Origin of the sequence: Pantoea sp. GCM10028869, from assembly GCF_042666835.1 — a bacterium.
Lineage (GTDB): Bacteria > Pseudomonadota > Gammaproteobacteria > Enterobacterales > Enterobacteriaceae > Pantoea > Pantoea leporis.
In genome coordinates, this window is the sequence record NZ_JBHTGO010000002.1 from 31,412 (window position 1) to 48,425 (window position 17,014).

The window sequence follows — 17,014 nt, forward strand, 5'->3', positions numbered from 1 at the left end:
CAAAAAAAGTTAAATCACTGCAATACCCGAAAGGCCGCTTATGCGGCCTTTTCCATTTCTGTAATTGCCCTTTTGAGCGTTGAATTGAGCTGTGACACCCTGCTGTTGCTGTCAAACACAAGGAGAAACACAGCATGGTTAAATCAACGTTTCAAGCCCTATGCATTACGCTGGCGCTGGGCGGCGCAGTTTATACCACCGGACTGGCGGCTGCCGAAAGTCCCAGTGAAACGCAGGCGACGCAAGTCTCCACGCCACAGGAAGGACAGGTCAGCATCAATTCAGCCACCGCCGAACAACTGGCGGCTGGTATGAACGGTATCGGGCTGAAGAAGGCGCAGGCGATTGTCAGTTATCGCGAACAATACGGGCCCTTTACCGCCATTGAACAGCTCAAGGAGGTGCCGGGCATTGGTAGCGCCCTGATTGAGCGCAACAGCGCCCGGCTTAAACTGTGAAGCGTCTCGCGACTTTGAAGGATTGAAAAAGCCCGGATTCAGGCTGTGCTATGCTCAACAGGTCTTACCAGTTGTCATTCTCAGCCTGAACAAGGAGCAACAATGCAAACCACAATTAAAGTGCGCGGTTATCATCTGGATGTTTATCAGCACGTGAATAACGCGCGCTATCTGGAATTTCTGGAAGAGGCGCGCTGGCAGTGGCTGGAGGATGTCGATGCGTTTCATTGGCTGATGGAGCAGCAACTGGCGTTTGTGGTGGTGAATATCAACATCAACTATCGTCGTCCGGCGGTATTGGGCGACGTATTGAATATTGAAAGTGAAGTGTCACAGCTCAGCGGTAAAAGTGGCATCATTGCGCAGCGTGTCTTGCTGGCGAGTGATAATTCGGTGGTGGCCGATGCCGCGCTGACCTTTGTCTGTATCGATTTGCGTACGCAAAAAGCGGTGCCGATGGAAGGGGAGTTGCGCGAGCGTCTGGCGTCATTGATGGTCGAAAATGAATAACTGGCGCCGATGACGCCAGTTTACCCTGCGGCCTAAATCAGTTGAGGCCGCTTTTTTGTTTCATCGCTGCCATCACCGCCGGCGCGTTCGCCTGATAATCTGCCAGGCCACGGGCGCGTAAATGACAGGCCGCGCATTCGCCACAGCCATCACCTTTTACGCCGTTGTAGCAGGTAAGCGTTTCAGCGCGCACCAGCGGCAGTTGCTGCCAGTAATCGGCCAGCGCCCAGGTTTCCGCTTTATTTAGCCACATCAGCGGCGTCTCAAAGCGAATATTGCGCGCCATGCCGAGGCTGACGGCGTTATTCAGTGCTTTAACAAACTCATCACGGCAATCCGGGTAGCCGGAGAAATCGGTTTCGCACACGCCGGTGATCACCGCTTCGGCTTCGACCTGATAGGCATAAATCGATGCCAGCGTCAGGAACAGGATATTGCGGCCCGGTACAAAGGTACTCGGCAAACCGCTGGCATTGGGATCATAGGTCGGCACCGGAATGTTGTCGCGCGTCAGGCTGCTGACGGCTAACTCGTTGAGCAGCGTAACGTCCAGCACTTTGTGCGCGCGCGCGCCCAGCTTGTGCGACAGCTCAGCCGCAACCTCGATCTCTTCACGATGGCGTTGGCCGTAATTAAAAGTAACGCAATGCACTTCATCATAGTGTTGCAGCGCCTGAATTAAACAGGTGGTGGAGTCTTGTCCGCCACTGAATATCACAACGGCTCGTTTCATTTTTTCTTCCCCAAAAATCAGTGCGCTTATGGTACTGGCTCGGACGCAGGCTGAACAGCGCTAGCTGTGGTTGGCGGCGGAATCCAGGCGCGGGTGAAATCAAACCATCCCAAACTATTAAGCTGGATGCCCTCCACGCCGGGCGGCGCAAAAACCTGATAGCGATAGTTAAACAGCGGCAGTAAGTGGCCATCGCACATCAGCTGCTGAAACAGTTGCTGAGTCAATTCACCGCGCTGCAGTGCATCAGGTTGTTGGGCAATCGCGCTCAGTGGCGTTTGCAGAACCTGTTCGCGTAGCGGCTGCCAGACCGGATCGTTCTCCAGCCAGTTCACCAGCGTAAACAGCGGTGCATCGCCAATCAGTCGATCGCCCATCACCACATCGGCCTCACTGAGATCGCTATCGTCTCGCCAGCTTTTTACGTCATGGAAGATGCAGGTGAGGGCGCAGCCGTGTTGCGCCAGCAGTGGAATTAACGCCTGTGCCATCACATGCAGTTCGACCGGCAAGTGGTAATGCAGCGTTAATGTGGGCGGCAGTGCAATCGTCTCTCTTTCGGCGCGCGGTACCGGCCAGCCAGGCAGCAGCTCATGGCTCGGTGTGATTAAACCCTCATCCAGCGGCAGTTGCTGAATCACACCGCTGCGCTGAATCAGGGCAATCAGCGATTGGGCCTGTTCGGCACTGAAGTTCGCCGAGATGCGTGGCGCCAGATAGCAAAATCCCAGGCTGATACTGCGATCAACCGGACGTAGCGAGCCGAGTTCGTCAGGATCGCCAATGGCGATTTGCACCGGATGGCTGCAGCTGGTGCCGAGATCACGATCAAACAGCTGCGGTGTGATCCAGTATTCCATCCGCTGGATCAGCGGGCGCTGCAAATGCCAGCGCGCATGGCTCTCCAGGCGCACCATCTCAGCGGTGAAATGCGTGAGTTTCCACGGCCCGCTACCGATATCGGCGAATTCAGGATGCGGTAATAGACAGAACTGGTGCGCCAGCCGCTGCGGCAGCCAGTAATCGCTTTCACGCAGTTGAATATGTATCGCTAGCGAATGCGGCGCTTCAATCTGTTCAATCGCCGCCAGCAGCCTCGCACCGCGTGGCGAATGCCTGATCTGTTGCAGTTGCTCAACCAACTGTGCCGCCTGCACCGGTTCATCGTTGTGCCAGCTGAGCTGTGGGCGCAGCCAGAAATACCAGTCACGGCCGCTGGCATCATGCTGCCAATGGTGAGCGAGATCGCCTTCAACATCGTTATCGCGAAAGCGCGTTAACCCGGAGAAAACCTGGCGCGCCAGATGTTGCTCGGCGCGTCCGGTCAGCTGCAGCGGACGCAACGGCTCCATCGCGCGGTAGTAAGGAATGCGCAGCACCGGCGATTGCTTCTGCCACTGACCGCCCATCAGTGGTCGCAGCAATTTTACTAATCGCTCGGGATGCAGATCGAGCACCTGCAGCGCCTGTACCGCCTCGCCGGCGTCGAGTTGCTGCGTTAACAACTGCTGGCGCAGCTGTTCCGGCGACACCAGGAAAGTCAGCTCACCCAGTTTGCCACGCCCGGATTCACCGCGCCACTGCAGCCAGCCGGCATCCTGCCACTGACGCAGCAGCGTGCGCACATGGCGCTCGCTGCAAAAGCAGTGTTGCGCCATCGCGGCGACGCTGAGGCGTTGCGTTTCGCCGTGGCTAAGTTGCCACAGGCGCTGAAATTGATTGACCCGATGAAGTTCACGCATAGCTAAACCCGGAACAGTTTTTAAAAAGTATTCACTATTAGTTCCGTAATTACCAGGCGATAGTAGCTGCCTCACTCAGACAGGAGAATTCGCATGGCTCGCCTCGCGGCATTTGATATGGACGGCACGCTGTTGCTGCCTTCGCACCGGTTAGGTAATGAAACGCTGGCAAGCCTGCACGCGTTGCATCAGCGCGGCGTCACGTTGGCGTTTGCCACCGGGCGTCATCTCATGGATATGCAGCGAGTACGCGAACAAATCACCTTGCCTGCGTGGCTGATTACCGGTAACGGCACGCGCATTCACGATCTTGTAGGCAACCAACTTTACGGCTGCGGTTTATCGCCATCAGTGGCGGAAGAGGTGATTCATACGCATTGGCAAACGCCGGCCTCGATTCATGTTTTCAACGATGAGGGCTGGTTTACCGATAAGCCGCTGCTCGGCGCGCTGGAAGCGCATGCGATGAGTGGCTTCCATTATCAGCTGCGCGATTTGCGTCAGATGTCGGCGCATGAAGTCACGAAAATCTGTTTTATTGCGCCACATGAAATGTTGCAGGCGTTAAAAAGCGAATTGCAGGCCGCGTTGGGCGAGCGGGCCAACATTTGCTTCTCTGCGTGGGATTGTCTGGAGGTGTTGCCGGTCGATTGCCATAAAGGCGCGGCATTGGGACGTTTGTGCCAGCATCTTTCGCTGTCGCTGGCGGATTGTATGGCGTTTGGCGATGCCATGAACGATCGCGAAATGCTGGAACGTGTTGGCAGCGGTTTCATTATGGGCAACGCCATGCATCAACTGAAAGCGTCGTTGCCCCATTTACCGATTATCGGACATTGCGAGACACAGGCGGTGTCTCACTACCTTAATCACTGGATGACCACACCACACCTCGATTATTCCCCCGAATGCTGAGGCTTACAGTGAACCGGACAGGATGTCCGGTTTTTTATTGCAGCTCACGCACCCACGGCGCAATGTCGCCGATATTCTGCTCTACCCACTGCGCATTGTAATAGGTGTCGGGATAGCGCTCACCGCTGTCACACAGCAACGTCACCAGAGAACCCTGCTCGCCGTTTTCCCGCATGCGTTTTGCCACCTGCATCATGCCCCAGAAGTTGGTACCGGTTGAAGCGCCAGGGCGACGTCCCAGCACCTTTTCCAGCTGCAGCATTGCGGCGATAGTCGCGCCATCCGGCACTTTCATCATCTCGTCAATCACGTCGGGTAAAAACGACGGTTCCACGCGCGGACGACCAATGCCTTCAATCAGGCTACCGCGTTCGCTGCGCAGCGTTTTGTCGCGGCTCTGCCAGTAATCAAAGAACACTGAATGCTGCGGATCGACCACCAGCAGGCGCGTGTCATGGCCCTGATAGCGGATATAGCGGCCCAGCGTTGCCGAGGTGCCGCCGGTACCGGCGCTCATGATCACCGTATGCGGCACCGGGAAGGGTTCGTGTGACATCTGGCGGAAAATGCTTTCGGCAATATTGTTGTTGCCGCGCCAGTCGGTGGCGCGCTCGGCATAGGTGAACTGGTCCATAAAGTGGCCATTCAGTTCACGCGCTAAACGCTCGGATTCGCTGTACAGCTGGCAGGGATCGGCGACGAAATGGCACTCGCCACCGTAAAAACCAATCATCTCGATTTTGCGTTTCGCTGTGCTGGCGGGCATCACAGCGATAAAGGGCAAACCGAGCAAACGCGCGAAGTAAGCTTCCGATACCGCAGTACTGCCGGATGAGGCTTCAATGATCGGCGTATTTTCGTGGATCCAGCCATTCGCCAGGCCATAGAGAAACAGGGAACGCGCCAGTCGATGTTTTAAGCTGCCGCTGGGATGGGTGCTTTCATCCTTAAGATAGAAGTGAATGCCGGGAAAATCATCCAACTTAAAGCGGATCAGATGCGTATCCGCGGAGCGCTGAAAATCGGCGTTAATTTCATTGATGGCGTGGCGAACCCAGGGCGTTTGCATGTGGCATTTCCGTAATCATTATTGCGCACAGTGTAAGGCACTGGCAGGAAAAAGAGGTTGCTTTAATCACGGTATAATGGTGCGCTTAGAGAAAATTTTTCTCCGGGAGTGGCAAATGTTAGATAAAACTGACCGCACTTTGCTGGCAATGCTGCAGCAGGATTGCACGTTGTCGCTGCAGACGTTGGCCGATGCGGTGAATCTCACCACCACGCCGTGCTGGAAACGCCTGAAAAAACTGGAAGATGATGGCATTATTCGTGCGCGCGTGGCGCTGGTGGACGGCGAAAAAATCGGTCTGTCGCTCACCGCTTTTATGTTTGTTAAAACTCAGCAGCATAGCAGCGAGTGGTTTAAGCAATTTGTCGCCGTGGTGCAGCAAATGCCGGAAGTGATGGCGTTTTACCGCATGGCGGGCGAGTACGATTATTTGCTGCGCATTCAGGTCGCGGACATGAAGAGTTACGACAGCTTTTATAAGCGCCTGGTGAACGGCGTACCGGGACTGATAGATGTGACCTCCAGTTTTGCCATGGAAGAGATTAAATACACCACCGCCTTGCCGGTAGCGCCCTAACGGGCACAGAAAGAGACACGCTTGTGCAATTATTCAGCCAGTTAAGTTGGTATTTCCTGCGCGAGTGGCGGCGATATCTGGGCGCCGTCAGCTTGCTGATCGTTATTGCCTTACTGCAATTGCTGCCACCGCACGTGGTTGGTGTAATTGTCGACGGCGTCACCCAGCATAATTTAAGCGCCGGGCAGATCTTTATGTGGATCGGCGTGATGCTGGTGACGGCGGTGATTGTCTATCTGCTGCGCTACGTCTGGCGCGTGCTGCTGTTTGGCGCATCCTATCAATTAGCCGTTGAGCTACGTGAAGATTTTTATCGCCAGCTCAGCCGCCAGCATCCGGCATTTTATCTGCGCCATCGCACTGGCGATCTGATCGCCCGCGCCACCAATGATGTGGATCGCGTGGTGTTTGCCGCCGGTGAAGGCGTGCTGACGCTGGTGGATTCGCTGGTGATGGGATTGGTGGTGCTGATTGTGATGAGTACCCAAATTAGCTGGCAACTGACGTTACTGGCGCTGATCCCGATGCCAATTATGGCTTTCGCCATCCAGAAAGACGGTGCCCGCTTGCATCAACGTTTCAAAGTGGCGCAGGCGGCGTTTTCAAGCCTGAACGATCAAACCCAGGAAAGCCTGACCAGCATCCGTATGATCAAAGCATTTGGCCTCGAAGATCACCAGTCGCAGCAGTTTGCCGGCATCGCTGCTGATACCGGCAAGAAAAACCTGCATGTGGCGCGCGTGGATGCGCGATTCGATCCGATCATTTATATCGCCGTCGGCTTCTCTAACCTGCTGGCGATTGCCGGTGGCGGCTGGATGGTGTGGAACGGCAGTTTGACGCTTGGGCAGCTCACCAGCTTTGTAATGTACCTCGGCCTGATGATTTGGCCCATGCTGGCGCTGGCGTGGATGATCAACATCGTTGAGCGCGGCAGTGCGGCGTGGAGCCGTATCCGTTCATTGCTGGCCGAAGCGCCAGCGGTTGAAGATGGTCAGAAAGTGTTACCGCCTGAGCCTGGCATCCTGCAGGTTGCCATTCGAGAGTTCCGCTATCCGGCCAGCTCTGGCCCGGTGCTGAGCCATCTTAATTTCCAGTTAAAACCGGGCCAAATGCTGGGATTATGTGGGCCAACCGGCTGCGGCAAGAGCACGCTCCTAAGCTTGATTCAGCGCCACTTCGACATCGATCAGGGCGATATTCGTTACCACAATACGCCGCTGCCGCAGTTGCGGCTCGATAGCTGGCGCAGCCGGCTGGCGGTCGTCAGCCAGACGCCTTTCCTGTTCTCCGATACCATTGCCGCTAATCTGGCGCTGGGTCGCCCGAATGCGACGCAGCAAGAGCTGGAGCGCGTGGCAACCATGGCCTGCGTGCACGATGATATTCTGCGCCTGCCACAAGGTTATGAGACCGAAGTGGGCGAACGCGGCGTGATGTTATCGGGCGGACAGAAGCAGCGCATAGCGATTGCACGCGCGCTGCTGCTGAATGCCGAAATCCTGATTCTGGATGATGCGCTGTCGGCGGTTGATGGCCGCACTGAACATGACATCCTGCATAACCTGCGTCAGTGGGGCAAAGGGCGCACCTTGATTATCAGCGCGCATCGTCTGTCGGCGCTTACCGAGGCCAGCGAAATTCTGGTGCTGCAGCACGGCGCCGTGACGCAGCGTGGCGATCATGACACCCTGGCGGCCAAAGAAGGCTGGTATCGCGATATGTACCGTTATCAGCAGCTGGAAGCCGCACTGGATGACGATGAAGTGGCAGAAGGAGCAAGCCGTGGCTAAATCACAACGTTTATGGCCGACGCTGAAACGACTGCTGGCGTATGGCAAACCGTGGCGTAAATCGCTGTGGCTGGCGGTCGGCATGCTGTGGATTGCGGCGGCAGCCGAAGTGACCGGACCGGTGCTGGTAAGCTACTTCATCGATAATCTGGTGGCGAAACATCAGATGCCGTGGGGCATCGTCGCGGGCCTGCTGGTTGGCTTTGTCCTGCTGCAATTGCTGGCCGCCGGTTTGCACTATTTTCAGGCGTTGCTGTTTAACCGCGCGGCGATTGGCGTGGTGCAGCAATTGCGCGTGGACGTGATGAACGCGGCGTTGCGCCAGCCGCTCAGCGCCTTCGATACGCAGCCGGTCGGCCAAATCATCTCGCGCGTCACCAACGACACCGAAGTGATCAAAGATCTCTACGTTACCGTGGTGGCCACAGTGTTGCGCGCCGCCGCGTTGATTGGCGCGATGCTGGTGGCGATGTTCTCCCTCGACTGGCGCATGGCGTTGGTAGCGATCGTGATTTTCCCGCTGGTGCTGACGGTGATGATGATTTATCAGCGCTTTAGCACGCCGATTGCGCGTCGCGTGCGCAGCTATCTGGCGGACATCAACAACGGCTTCAATGAAGTGATCAACGGCATGAGCGTGATCCAGCAGTTCCGCCAGCAGGCGCGCTTTGGTGAACGCATGGGCGAAGCCAGCCGTTCACACTATCTGGCACGTATGGAAACGCTGCGGCTGGATGGCTTTTTGTTGCGCCCGTTGTTGAGTCTGTTTTCGGCCATGATTCTGTGCGGTTTGCTGATGCTGTTCAGCTTCGCCACGCCGGGCGTGTTTGAAGTCGGTGTGCTGTATGCCTTTATTACCTATCTTGGCCGCCTCAATGAACCGCTGATTGAACTCACCACGCAGCAGTCGATGCTGCAACAGGCGGTGGTGTCCGGCGAGCGTATCTTTGAACTGATGGATGCGGAGCAGCAAGGTTATGGCAGCGATAGTCTGCCGCTAGCCTCCGGTAGCATCTCGCTGCGTGATGTGAGCTTTGCCTATCGCGATAATCGCGATGTGCTCAGCCACATCAATCTCGAAGTGCCGGCGCGTCATTTTGTTGCGCTGGTGGGGCACACCGGCAGCGGGAAAAGTACGCTGGCGAATCTGCTGATGGGCTATTACCCGGTGACACGCGGCAGTATCGAACTGGATGGTCGCCCGCTGCCGCAGCTGTCGCACGCCGCTTTACGTCAAAGCGTTGCGATGGTGCAACAGGATCCGGTGGTGCTGGCGGATTCGCTGCTGGCCAACGTGCGTTTGGGGCGCGATATCCCGGAAGATCAGGTGTGGCAGGCGCTGGAGACGGTGCAGCTGGCACCGCTGGCGCGCAGCATGGCGGACGGCATCCATACGCGTTTAGGCGAGCAGGGCAATAATCTGTCGGTTGGGCAGAAACAGCTGCTGGCGCTGGCGCGCGTGCTGGTGTCATTACCGCAAATCCTGATCCTCGACGAAGCCACGGCCAATATCGATTCCGGCACGGAACAGGCGATTCAGCAGGCGTTACGTGCACTACGCCAGCACAGCACGTTGGTGGTGATTGCGCATCGCCTTTCCACCATTACCGAAGCCGATCAGATTTTAGTGCTGCATCGCGGTCAGGTGGTTGAACGCGGTACGCATGCTGAGCTGCTGGCCGAGCAGGGCCGTTACTGGCAGATGTATCAGCTGCAGCAGGCCGGCGATGAACTCGCGGCGGGCATCCCCGTACAAGCCGAAGGGTGAATTGCACCTTTTTTGCACAGTTTTATCGGAATGTTCTGTATTGATGCACTTCTTTGAGGCTTGAAGCACCAAAGAAGTGCAATATTGCAACACCTTTCCTCTACCCCCTAAGCAAACTGCGCTGTGCTTCACATAACGAAGCGTGATACAGCGCGCCTATGCTACTGACATTCCCCTTTTTTTATTTATGGCACAGCCTTTGCTTATATCCCTACGTGTCCGCGAAGACTCACTCAATTTCTTATCCGGAGGGGAACGTATGAAGCTGGTTACCGTGGTAATCAAACCATTTAAGCTGGAGGACGTGCGTGAAGCCTTATCCTCTATTGGCATTCAGGGACTGACCGTTACCGAGGTTAAAGGTTTTGGTCGCCAGAAAGGTCACGCAGAGCTTTATCGCGGTGCCGAGTACAGCGTTAACTTCCTGCCAAAAGTAAAAATTGATATCGCTATTGCGGACGACCAACTTGATGAAGTGGTCGATGTCATCAGCAAAGCCGCGTATACCGGCAAAATTGGCGACGGCAAGATTTTCGTCGCAGAACTGCAGCGCGTCATTCGTATTCGTACCGGCGAGACCGACGAAGCAGCACTGTAACTGGGGCTCTGAATTGTGATGGGATGGAAAGAAATGAATAAACTGATAACGAAGTTGGGCCTCACCAGCCTTGCGCTGTTACCTTCTCTGGCGATGGCGGCAGCCCCTGCAGTAGCGGATAAAGCCGATAACGCCTTTATGATGATCTGTACCGCCTTGGTACTGTTTATGTCGATTCCCGGCATTGCGCTGTTCTACGGCGGTTTGATTCGCGGCAAGAACGTGCTGTCGATGCTGACGCAGGTTGCGGTGACCTTCTCACTGGTTTGCGTGCTGTGGGTAATTTACGGCTATTCACTGGCGTTCAGTGAAGGCAACGCCTTCTTCGGTAGCTTCCAGTGGGCGATGCTGAAAAATATTGAGCTGAAAGCGCTGATGGGCAGCTTCTATCAATACATTCACATCGCGTTCCAGGCTTCCTTCGCCTGTATCACCGTCGGCCTGATTGTTGGTGCGCTGGCTGAACGTATTCGCTTCTCTGCGGTATTGATCTTCGTGGTGGTATGGCTGACGCTGGCTTATCTGCCAATCGCACACATGGTATGGGCTGGTGGCTTGCTGGCGCAAGATGGCGCGCTCGACTTCGCGGGCGGCACCGTGGTTCACATCAACGCCGCCGTTGCAGGCCTGGTGGGGGCTTATCTGGTGGGCAAACGTGCTGGTTTCGGCAAAGAGGCCTTCAAACCACACAACCTGCCGATGGTGTTCCTCGGTACCGCGATTCTGTATGTGGGCTGGTTCGGCTTCAACGCTGGTTCTGCTTCCTCAGCTAACGAAATCGCTGCGCTGGCGTTCCTGAATACCGTGGTGGCTACAGCGGGTGCGGTGCTGTCGTGGGTGTTTGGCGAGTGGGCGGTACGCGGTAAACCTTCTCTGCTTGGCGCCTGCTCGGGCTTCATCGCCGGTCTGGTGGCGATTACCCCTGCTTGTGGTTATGTGGGTGTCGGCGGCGCGCTGATTATAGGTCTGGCGGGTGGTTTAGCCGGTCTGTGGGGCGTAACAACCCTGAAGAAATGGCTGCGCGTTGATGACCCATGTGATGTGTTCGGTGTGCACGGCGTGTGTGGCATCCTTGGTTGTATCCTGACCGGCGTGTTCGCGTCCTCTTCACTGGGCGGCGTAGGCTACGCAGAAGGCGTGACCATGGGCCATCAGGTTTGGATTCAGCTGTTCAGCGTGGGTGTGACCATCGTCTGGACTGCGGTGGTAGCCTTCATCGGCTTCAAACTGGCGGATATGATTGTTGGCCTGCGGGTTCCGGAAGATCAGGAACGTGAAGGTCTGGATGTAAACAGCCACGGCGAGAACGCTTACAACCAGTAACCGCCGGCGGGCTAAAGAAGAGCAGTGCGCTAAAATTATAAAAAAACAGAGGGGCGATTTTACCGCCCCTTTTTTTATGCGTCGCGTTGGCGCATCACGCCTTCCTGCACCGTGGTCGCCACCAGTCGGCCATCCTGGGTATAAAACTCACCCCGCACAAAACCGCGCGCGCCCGAGGCGGAAGTGCTCACCACGCTGTACAGCAGCCATTCAGACAAGTCGAACGGACGATGGAACCACATTGAGTGATCGATGGTTGCAACCTGCATATCGGCTTCGAGGAAGCCTTTACCGTGCGGTTGCAGCGCCACCGGCAGGAAGTTGAGATCCGAGGCATAGCCCAGCAGGTATTGATGGATACGACGATCGGCCGGTAACTCGCCGTTGGCACGAATCCACACCTGACGCAGCGGCTCATCGACGTGGCCTTTCAGCGGGTTATGAATTTGCACCGGACGAATATCCAGCGGACGCTCGGCGAGGAATTTTTCTTTCAGCTTGAGTGGCAGATGCGCGGCCAGCTTCTTCGCCAAATCCTGTTCCGATGGTAGATTATCCGGGCCCGGCACCTGCGGCATTTCATTCTGATGCTCGAAGCCGCTTTCAGGTGCCTGGAACGAAGCCGTCATGTAGAAGATCGGCTGACCATTCTGTACCGCGCTAACGCGGCGTGCGCTGAAGCTTTTGCCGTCACGCAGCGTTTCGACATCATAAATGATGGCTTTTTGGCTATCGCCCGGACGTAGAAAGTAGCTGTGGAAGGAGTGAATGATGCGCTCTTCCGGCACCGTTTGTTTCGCGGCATACAGCGCCTGGCCGACTACCTGGCCACCAAACACCTGGCGCAAGCCCAGATCTTCGCTCTGACCACGAAACAGGCCTTCTTCCAGTTTTTCCAGATTTAATAAATTAAGCAGGTTGTGCAGTGCCTGGCTCATAGCGGATTCCTCAGCGTGACTTATCGCGTCAGTGTGAAAGATCCGACCAGTTTCCGTCAATGATTTTGCCGCGATTTCAGCGGGCTGGCGGAGGGTTTAGGCGCAATGCCGATATTTGTGCCAGAATTAAGGTCATTCGGCGGCTGAAAAGCTAAGCAATAAATTTACCGCCGACAATCATAGTGTTCATAAGGAGACGACATCGATGAAACTCTGGCAAGTTATTAGCGGTATGACCCTGGCTGCGGCGATTACCGGTTGTGCGGACCACAGCAAGCCGGTAGCCACGCCTACACTCGGCTCAGCGGTAGCGGGGCAGCAGGCCGCGATTGCGCAGCCTAATGTCAGTGGTTCGGTGTATATCCGCCAGCGCATTGCGCTGCCGCCGGATTCTGTGCTGACCGTTACGCTATCAGATGCATCGCTGGCCGATGCGCCTTCGAAAGTGCTGTCGCAGCGCGTGGTGCGTACGGAAGGGAAACAGTCGCCGTTCCAGTTTGTCTTGCCGTTTAATCCGGCTGACATCCAGCCGAACGCGCGCATTCTGTTGAGTGCGGCGATTTCGATTGATGGCAAGCTGGCGTTTATCACCGATACGGTGAAACCGGTGATTAATCAGGGCGGAACAAAAGCCGAACTGCTGTTGGTGCCAGTGACTAACGTCGCGATGCAAACCCAGCCTGGAGCAGCAACAACAGTGCCTTCGACTTCACCTACGCAGGTGACGCCATCTGCTTCGGTGCCGGCACCGACAAGTCTGTAATCTACCAAACGGCACAGGCCAAGCGCACAGGCCCGCTGCCGTGGAGTAAAGCGTCACACGCCATGGATGGCGTGTGCCGAGCGATCAGGGACGAGACAGCGCCTTTACGTAACGGTAGCGGGCCTGTGCGCGACATATCGCACCGCTAAATTTCCCACCGATATTTCTCTAACTCGATCTCCCCAGCATCGCTCACTTCAATTCCTTCCGCTTCCAGCGCATCGCGCTGACGAAATAAGTCGTCGCCCTGTAATGAAATGCGGCCATGGCGATTGATAACGCGAAACCAGGGTAATTTACTGCCTTCCGGCAAACGGCGTAATACGCCACCCACCTGGCGTGCCGCGCGCGGCGAACCCGCTAATTGCGCAACATCCCCGTAAGTAGTGACCTTTCCTGGCGGAATGGCCGCGATGATCTGCCAGACGCGCTCAGAAAAATTGTTTTGGTCGCTCATATGCGCACCTATTTTCATCAGGAAAGGGCAAACTTTAGCATGCAGAAGGGTAGACATCAGCGCATTGCTGTGTGCTTGTGCAAGAAACCAACGGTTGTCGGGCCTGCGCTTGCAATTGCCGGGGGCATACTTGATAATGCCTGCGCTCTCGAAATGAGGGCTTGTCAATGGGGGCCCTGTTGGTTCTCCCGCAATGCTAACTTGTGAACTCGGTCAGATCCGGAAGGAAGCAGCCGCAGCAGGCGACGCGTGTGCCGGGATGTAGCTGGCAGGGCCCCCACCAATTTGTACCCGCCTCATACTCCACAGAATTTTACGCACAGAGAAATCTGGCAATCCTTTGCCGGTGATTCAATCCTTGATCAAAACGATGATGGTGCAGATCGGCTGTTAGGGGAAAAACTTAGCGGACGAACTTCCAGACAGAAACCGGTACTTTATCGTAAAGCTTATTCATGGTCAGTTCAGCCAGACGATGATCGGCTGCCGAATAGAATACCGCGAGTTCATTATCAGGTAATTCATACTTGTTTTTTTCGATGACCCGTTCAAGAGTATCGATTGAGCGACAGCGGCGCAGTCGCATCAAATAATCTGTTTTAGTTAAGGCTTGGTTGCTCATAAATAAACCGGTCTCAGTCTGGTGCTAAAAGGAATGGCTAGGTTGTTGGAGATAAGCGCACTCTTCGGCAAACAGATTAAATAAGCGTTTTGCTGAACGCTGCCACCGTTGTAGATCCTGAGTATTGATTCCATAGCTGCTGAACAGCATAAAGGTATCGTCAAGATATTCATCGATTTGCGTAATCAGGGCTTCATCTTCAACGTGCTTAATTTTGTAATTCATCGTGAAAGAAGCGATATGCTCAATCAAATCGTTGAGCTGTAAATTGCTTTCCGAAGTAGGATCATTAACCCAACCATGATGGCTGTCGGTCAATGTCGCCATACTTTCGTCGAACAGGTTCTCACACAGGTATTTAAGCTGGGCAATATCATGCCGTTTCGGTGAGTATTCGTCCATCTTTTTCCCCTCCATAGCTAGCACAGTTACCGCAGCGCGGCGAGATTAAGAAAAGCTACCAGGAAGCGATATCGAATAAAATTGAATTCAGCGACTCCTTAAATGTAATCCACAATCATTAGCTTTGCTCACCTCAATTACCAAATATTACAATTCATCGGCGGGAGAGGGGCGCTCATTGTCAATCACGTCAAACACCAGCGCGCCGGGCTTTACCTGAAACAACACTTCTTCACGACGCGTAAACGTTTCATTTAAATCCAGGCAAGGATTAAATAAATTCCAGCTGAAATCGTAAAGCATTTTAAATCGATTATTGTGGGTTGGTTGAATAGAAATAATCTGGAAGCTATCGGGAACTAATTGCGCGTTTTGAGAATACCACTGTAAATCACCGGCTAATGCCTCGGCTATTTTGAGAATATTCCCCTGGATAATTCTGACCAACTTTTCGCAATCGTCCTCATCCACAGCAATATCACAATGAATAATAGACGGCATTTTGTATCCAGTAAAAGAATGATGTTTCTATCATTGAGCTTATTGAGTGACATTGCAAGTCGCTAATAAACAGAAAGAGTAATCGTTGTGATGGGTTTCATAACACATTCATGGCGAAACGGCGAATTAACGCGGCTATCTTCATAATCGATCAACTTTTGAAACACTTTTGCTTAGGCGAAATTGAGGATGAGTCGGGTATGATAATTGTTATGTTATAACATTATTGGTTGTTGAGTATGAATCACAGCGGTTTACTTCTTTCCCTTGGCGGCCGTTTGCTGGTTGCACTGATGCTGATTGCCATGCTAGCGCTGGCCTTAGATTGGGGCATGCAGAAATGATACATTTCAACCGCTTACAAGCCGGTTATCAAGGCCGTGCGGTGACGCCGGTCGTTAACGGTGAGCTGGCAACAGGCAGCATGACGGCGCTGATTGGCGCTAACGGCACCGGCAAATCGACATTATTAAAAACCATTGCCGGCTTACTACCGCCAATTTCCGGCAACTGCGAATTGCACATCCCACGCAAAGCCCTGGGCTGGTTACCGCAACGCAGTGAACTTGAAACCCGCTTTCCTCTTACTGCCTATGAACTGGTGGCGATGGGCTGCTGGCCACGCTGCGGCTGGTTTGGTGGTATCAATCGCGCCTTGCGCCTGGAAATCGATGCCGCGCTGGATGCGGTACAAATGCGTGAGTTCGCCGATGCACAGCCATCGACGTTATCTGGCGGGCAACTGCAGCGCGTGCTGTTCGCGCGCTTAATGCTGCAGCGCAGCCAGCTCTGGCTGCTGGATGAACCCTTCAACGGCATTGATAGCCAAACCGTCACCTTGCTGATGTCGATTCTCGAACAGCAGCAGCAGGCGGGCACCACATTATTAGTCGTGCTACACGATCGTCCGCTGGTGGCGCGCTATTTTCAGGATGTGCTATCGCTCGATGACGCTGATGCCGCACAAACGCCAACGTTGCGTAGGGTGGCGTCGTGACATTACTCCAACCCTTTATCGAATTTGGTTTTATGCGCCGTGCGCTGGTGGCCTGCGTTGCATTAGCGATCAGCGCCACGCCGCTGGGCGTTTTCCTTTCCCTGCGCCGCATGAGTTTGGTCGGCGATGCCTTATCACATGCTGTGTTACCCGGCGCGGCGATTGGTTATCTGGTATCGGGATTATCGCTAGTGGCGATGGGTATCGGCGGCCTGATTGCCGGATTGGCGGTGGCGCTGCTATCGGGAGCGGTCAGCCGTTATACGCATCTTAAAGAGGATGCCAGTTTTTCCGGCTTTTACCTCGGCTCTCTCGCACTCGGCGTCACACTGGTGTCGCTGCGCGGCTCCAGCGTCGATCTGCTGCACGTGTTATTTGGATCGCTGCTGGCGGTGGATAACGCGGCGATTCTGCTGGTCGGCGGCATTGCGGCTACGACCTTGCTGCTGCTGGCGGTGATCTTCCGTCCGCTGGTGATCGATGCCTTCGATCCCGACTTCCTGCGCGCTCAGGGCAAATGGAGCGCACCGCTGGTGCACGGTCTGTTTCTGATGCTGGTGGTGCTCAATCTGGTGGCGGGCTTTCAGGTGCTGGGCACGCTGATGTCGGTGGGATTGATGATGCTGCCGGCCACCAGCGCACGCTTCTGGAGCCGCCATCTGGCTTACATGCTCGGCATCGCCATGCTGCTGGCGATCGTCTCAGCATTTATCGGCCTGATTCTTTCGTGGCATTTCTCGCTGCCGGCTGGACCGGCGGTGGTGCTCAGTGCTGCGGTGCTGTTTCTGCTTTCTGTTTTGACAGGACCATGTGGCGGCCTGTTGCGCCGTCGATAACCAAACCAATAA

The 17,014-nt window shown here is 55.0% G+C and carries 19 protein-coding genes and 1 other RNA gene; 12 read left to right on the plus strand and 8 right to left on the minus strand.

Going from position 1 to position 17,014, the window contains the following annotated elements; genetic code table 11:
• The first annotated feature begins 134 nt into the window (after nucleotides 1-134).
• Both ACFQW4_RS04305 and ACFQW4_RS04310 read left to right on the plus strand, forming a co-directional pair.
• Nucleotides 135-458: a ComEA family DNA-binding protein gene (locus ACFQW4_RS04305; RefSeq protein WP_101762421.1), complete on the plus strand. Its 324-nt coding sequence runs from the start codon at nucleotides 135-137 to the stop codon at nucleotides 456-458.
• 102 nt (nucleotides 459-560) lie between these two features.
• The gene (locus ACFQW4_RS04310) at nucleotides 561-968 is read left to right on the plus strand and encodes a thioesterase family protein (protein ID WP_137385275.1); all 408 of its coding nucleotides are present in this window, start codon (nucleotides 561-563) and stop codon (nucleotides 966-968) included.
• Nucleotides 969-1,005: 37 nt separating this feature from the next.
• On the opposite strand, the gene queC is transcribed toward ACFQW4_RS04310, so the two are convergent.
• On the minus strand, nucleotides 1,006-1,701 hold the full coding sequence (gene queC / locus ACFQW4_RS04315; RefSeq protein ID WP_377724050.1) for a 7-cyano-7-deazaguanine synthase QueC: 696 nt from the start codon (nucleotides 1,699-1,701) through the stop codon (nucleotides 1,006-1,008).
• A gap of 26 nt (nucleotides 1,702-1,727) precedes the next feature.
• Nucleotides 1,728-3,443, minus strand: coding sequence for an SgrR family transcriptional regulator (locus ACFQW4_RS04320; RefSeq protein ID WP_377724052.1), 1,716 nt, complete (start codon nucleotides 3,441-3,443; stop codon nucleotides 1,728-1,730).
• Nucleotides 3,444-3,536: 93 nt separating this feature from the next.
• On the opposite strand from ACFQW4_RS04320, the gene cof reads away from it, so the two are divergent.
• The gene (gene cof, locus ACFQW4_RS04325) at nucleotides 3,537-4,358 is read left to right on the plus strand and encodes an HMP-PP phosphatase (RefSeq protein ID WP_377724054.1); all 822 of its coding nucleotides are present in this window, start codon (nucleotides 3,537-3,539) and stop codon (nucleotides 4,356-4,358) included.
• Nucleotides 4,359-4,392: 34 nt separating this feature from the next.
• On the opposite strand, the gene ACFQW4_RS04330 is transcribed toward cof, so the two are convergent.
• Nucleotides 4,393-5,427: a PLP-dependent cysteine synthase family protein gene (locus ACFQW4_RS04330; RefSeq protein ID WP_110867738.1), complete on the minus strand. Its 1,035-nt coding sequence runs from the start codon at nucleotides 5,425-5,427 to the stop codon at nucleotides 4,393-4,395.
• A 115-nt stretch (nucleotides 5,428-5,542) separates the two neighbouring features.
• On the opposite strand from ACFQW4_RS04330, the gene ACFQW4_RS04335 reads away from it, so the two are divergent.
• The 5 genes from ACFQW4_RS04335 to amtB all read left to right on the plus strand — a co-directional run bounded on the left by ACFQW4_RS04335 (nucleotide 5,543) and on the right by amtB (nucleotide 11,486).
• Complete coding sequence (locus tag ACFQW4_RS04335) at nucleotides 5,543-6,004, plus strand: Lrp/AsnC family transcriptional regulator (protein WP_110867833.1); 462 nt, start codon at nucleotides 5,543-5,545, stop codon at nucleotides 6,002-6,004.
• Between the two features lie 23 nt (nucleotides 6,005-6,027).
• Nucleotides 6,028-7,797, plus strand: a complete 1,770-nt coding sequence (locus tag ACFQW4_RS04340; RefSeq protein ID WP_377724057.1) for a SmdA family multidrug ABC transporter permease/ATP-binding protein — start codon at nucleotides 6,028-6,030, stop codon at nucleotides 7,795-7,797.
• Nucleotides 7,790-9,565, plus strand: a complete 1,776-nt coding sequence (locus ACFQW4_RS04345; protein ID WP_192414041.1) for a SmdB family multidrug efflux ABC transporter permease/ATP-binding protein — start codon at nucleotides 7,790-7,792, stop codon at nucleotides 9,563-9,565. The genes ACFQW4_RS04340 and ACFQW4_RS04345 overlap by 8 nt, the downstream gene beginning before the upstream one ends.
• Before the next feature lie 259 nt (nucleotides 9,566-9,824).
• A complete protein-coding gene (gene glnK, locus ACFQW4_RS04350) occupies nucleotides 9,825-10,163 on the plus strand; it encodes a P-II family nitrogen regulator (RefSeq protein WP_007886947.1) in 339 nt (112 codons plus the stop codon).
• A gap of 33 nt (nucleotides 10,164-10,196) precedes the next feature.
• Complete coding sequence (gene amtB / locus ACFQW4_RS04355; protein ID WP_101762414.1) at nucleotides 10,197-11,486, plus strand: ammonium transporter AmtB; 1,290 nt, start codon at nucleotides 10,197-10,199, stop codon at nucleotides 11,484-11,486.
• A gap of 74 nt (nucleotides 11,487-11,560) precedes the next feature.
• On the opposite strand, the gene tesB is transcribed toward amtB, so the two are convergent.
• Complete coding sequence (gene tesB, locus ACFQW4_RS04360; RefSeq protein ID WP_101762413.1) at nucleotides 11,561-12,424, minus strand: acyl-CoA thioesterase II; 864 nt, start codon at nucleotides 12,422-12,424, stop codon at nucleotides 11,561-11,563.
• Between the two features lie 205 nt (nucleotides 12,425-12,629).
• Here tesB and ACFQW4_RS04365 point away from each other — a divergent pair, with 205 nt between their 5' ends.
• Nucleotides 12,630-13,187: a YbaY family lipoprotein gene (locus ACFQW4_RS04365; protein ID WP_110867736.1), complete on the plus strand. Its 558-nt coding sequence runs from the start codon at nucleotides 12,630-12,632 to the stop codon at nucleotides 13,185-13,187.
• 145 nt (nucleotides 13,188-13,332) lie between these two features.
• Here the strand turns inward: ACFQW4_RS04365 and ACFQW4_RS04370 are convergent, their stop codons facing one another.
• Nucleotides 13,333-13,644 (minus strand): MGMT family protein, encoded by a 312-nt coding sequence (locus tag ACFQW4_RS04370; RefSeq protein ID WP_008103902.1) that lies wholly within the window; start codon nucleotides 13,642-13,644, stop codon nucleotides 13,333-13,335.
• A gap of 177 nt (nucleotides 13,645-13,821) precedes the next feature.
• Between ACFQW4_RS04370 and ffs the strand changes: the two genes are divergently transcribed.
• Nucleotides 13,822-13,918, plus strand: an RNA gene (gene ffs / locus ACFQW4_RS04375) — signal recognition particle sRNA small type.
• Between the two features lie 129 nt (nucleotides 13,919-14,047).
• Here ffs and ACFQW4_RS04380 read toward each other — a convergent pair.
• From ACFQW4_RS04380 to ACFQW4_RS04390, 3 genes are all read right to left on the minus strand, one after another.
• Nucleotides 14,048-14,266, minus strand: coding sequence for an HHA domain-containing protein (locus tag ACFQW4_RS04380; RefSeq protein ID WP_007886938.1), 219 nt, complete (start codon nucleotides 14,264-14,266; stop codon nucleotides 14,048-14,050).
• A 24-nt stretch (nucleotides 14,267-14,290) separates the two neighbouring features.
• Nucleotides 14,291-14,668 carry an Hha toxicity modulator TomB gene (gene tomB, locus ACFQW4_RS04385; protein WP_007886936.1) on the minus strand — a complete coding sequence of 126 codons (378 nt, stop codon included), beginning with the start codon at nucleotides 14,666-14,668 and terminating at the stop codon, nucleotides 14,291-14,293.
• Nucleotides 14,669-14,815: 147 nt separating this feature from the next.
• A complete protein-coding gene (locus ACFQW4_RS04390; RefSeq protein ID WP_377724065.1) occupies nucleotides 14,816-15,169 on the minus strand; it encodes a hypothetical protein in 354 nt (117 codons plus the stop codon).
• Between the two features lie 340 nt (nucleotides 15,170-15,509).
• Here ACFQW4_RS04390 and ACFQW4_RS04395 point away from each other — a divergent pair, with 340 nt between their 5' ends.
• On the plus strand, nucleotides 15,510-16,166 hold the full coding sequence (locus ACFQW4_RS04395) for a metal ABC transporter ATP-binding protein (RefSeq protein WP_222181561.1): 657 nt from the start codon (nucleotides 15,510-15,512) through the stop codon (nucleotides 16,164-16,166).
• Entirely contained in the window at nucleotides 16,163-17,002 is an 840-nt protein-coding gene (locus ACFQW4_RS04400; RefSeq protein WP_101762408.1) for a metal ABC transporter permease, read from the plus strand. Before ACFQW4_RS04395 ends, ACFQW4_RS04400 begins: the two co-directional genes overlap by 4 nt.
• The last annotated feature ends 12 nt before the right edge of the window (nucleotides 17,003-17,014 follow it).

Bases quoted from the DNA above. Each gene is read 5' to 3' on its own strand.
- ACFQW4_RS04365 (WP_110867736.1), top strand. From the start codon at position 12,630: ATGAAACTCTGGCAAGTTATTAGCGGTATGACCCTGGCTGCGGCGATT.
- ACFQW4_RS04380 (WP_007886938.1), bottom strand. From the start codon at position 14,266: ATGAGCAACCAAGCCTTAACTAAAACAGATTATTTGATGCGACTGCGC.
- queC (WP_377724050.1), bottom strand. From the start codon at position 1,701: ATGAAACGAGCCGTTGTGATATTCAGTGGCGGACAAGACTCCACCACC.
- ACFQW4_RS04305 (WP_101762421.1), top strand. From the start codon at position 135: ATGGTTAAATCAACGTTTCAAGCCCTATGCATTACGCTGGCGCTGGGC.
- ACFQW4_RS04320 (WP_377724052.1), bottom strand. From the start codon at position 3,443: ATGCGTGAACTTCATCGGGTCAATCAATTTCAGCGCCTGTGGCAACTT.
- ACFQW4_RS04330 (WP_110867738.1), bottom strand. From the start codon at position 5,427: ATGCAAACGCCCTGGGTTCGCCACGCCATCAATGAAATTAACGCCGAT.
- ACFQW4_RS04370 (WP_008103902.1), bottom strand. From the start codon at position 13,644: ATGAGCGACCAAAACAATTTTTCTGAGCGCGTCTGGCAGATCATCGCG.
- tesB (WP_101762413.1), bottom strand. From the start codon at position 12,424: ATGAGCCAGGCACTGCACAACCTGCTTAATTTATTAAATCTGGAAAAA.
- amtB (WP_101762414.1), top strand. From the start codon at position 10,197: ATGAATAAACTGATAACGAAGTTGGGCCTCACCAGCCTTGCGCTGTTA.
- tomB (WP_007886936.1), bottom strand. From the start codon at position 14,668: ATGGACGAATACTCACCGAAACGGCATGATATTGCCCAGCTTAAATAC.
- ACFQW4_RS04310 (WP_137385275.1), top strand. From the start codon at position 561: ATGCAAACCACAATTAAAGTGCGCGGTTATCATCTGGATGTTTATCAG.
- cof (WP_377724054.1), top strand. From the start codon at position 3,537: ATGGCTCGCCTCGCGGCATTTGATATGGACGGCACGCTGTTGCTGCCT.
- glnK (WP_007886947.1), top strand. From the start codon at position 9,825: ATGAAGCTGGTTACCGTGGTAATCAAACCATTTAAGCTGGAGGACGTG.
- ACFQW4_RS04390 (WP_377724065.1), bottom strand. From the start codon at position 15,169: ATGCCGTCTATTATTCATTGTGATATTGCTGTGGATGAGGACGATTGC.
- ACFQW4_RS04335 (WP_110867833.1), top strand. From the start codon at position 5,543: ATGTTAGATAAAACTGACCGCACTTTGCTGGCAATGCTGCAGCAGGAT.
- ACFQW4_RS04395 (WP_222181561.1), top strand. From the start codon at position 15,510: ATGATACATTTCAACCGCTTACAAGCCGGTTATCAAGGCCGTGCGGTG.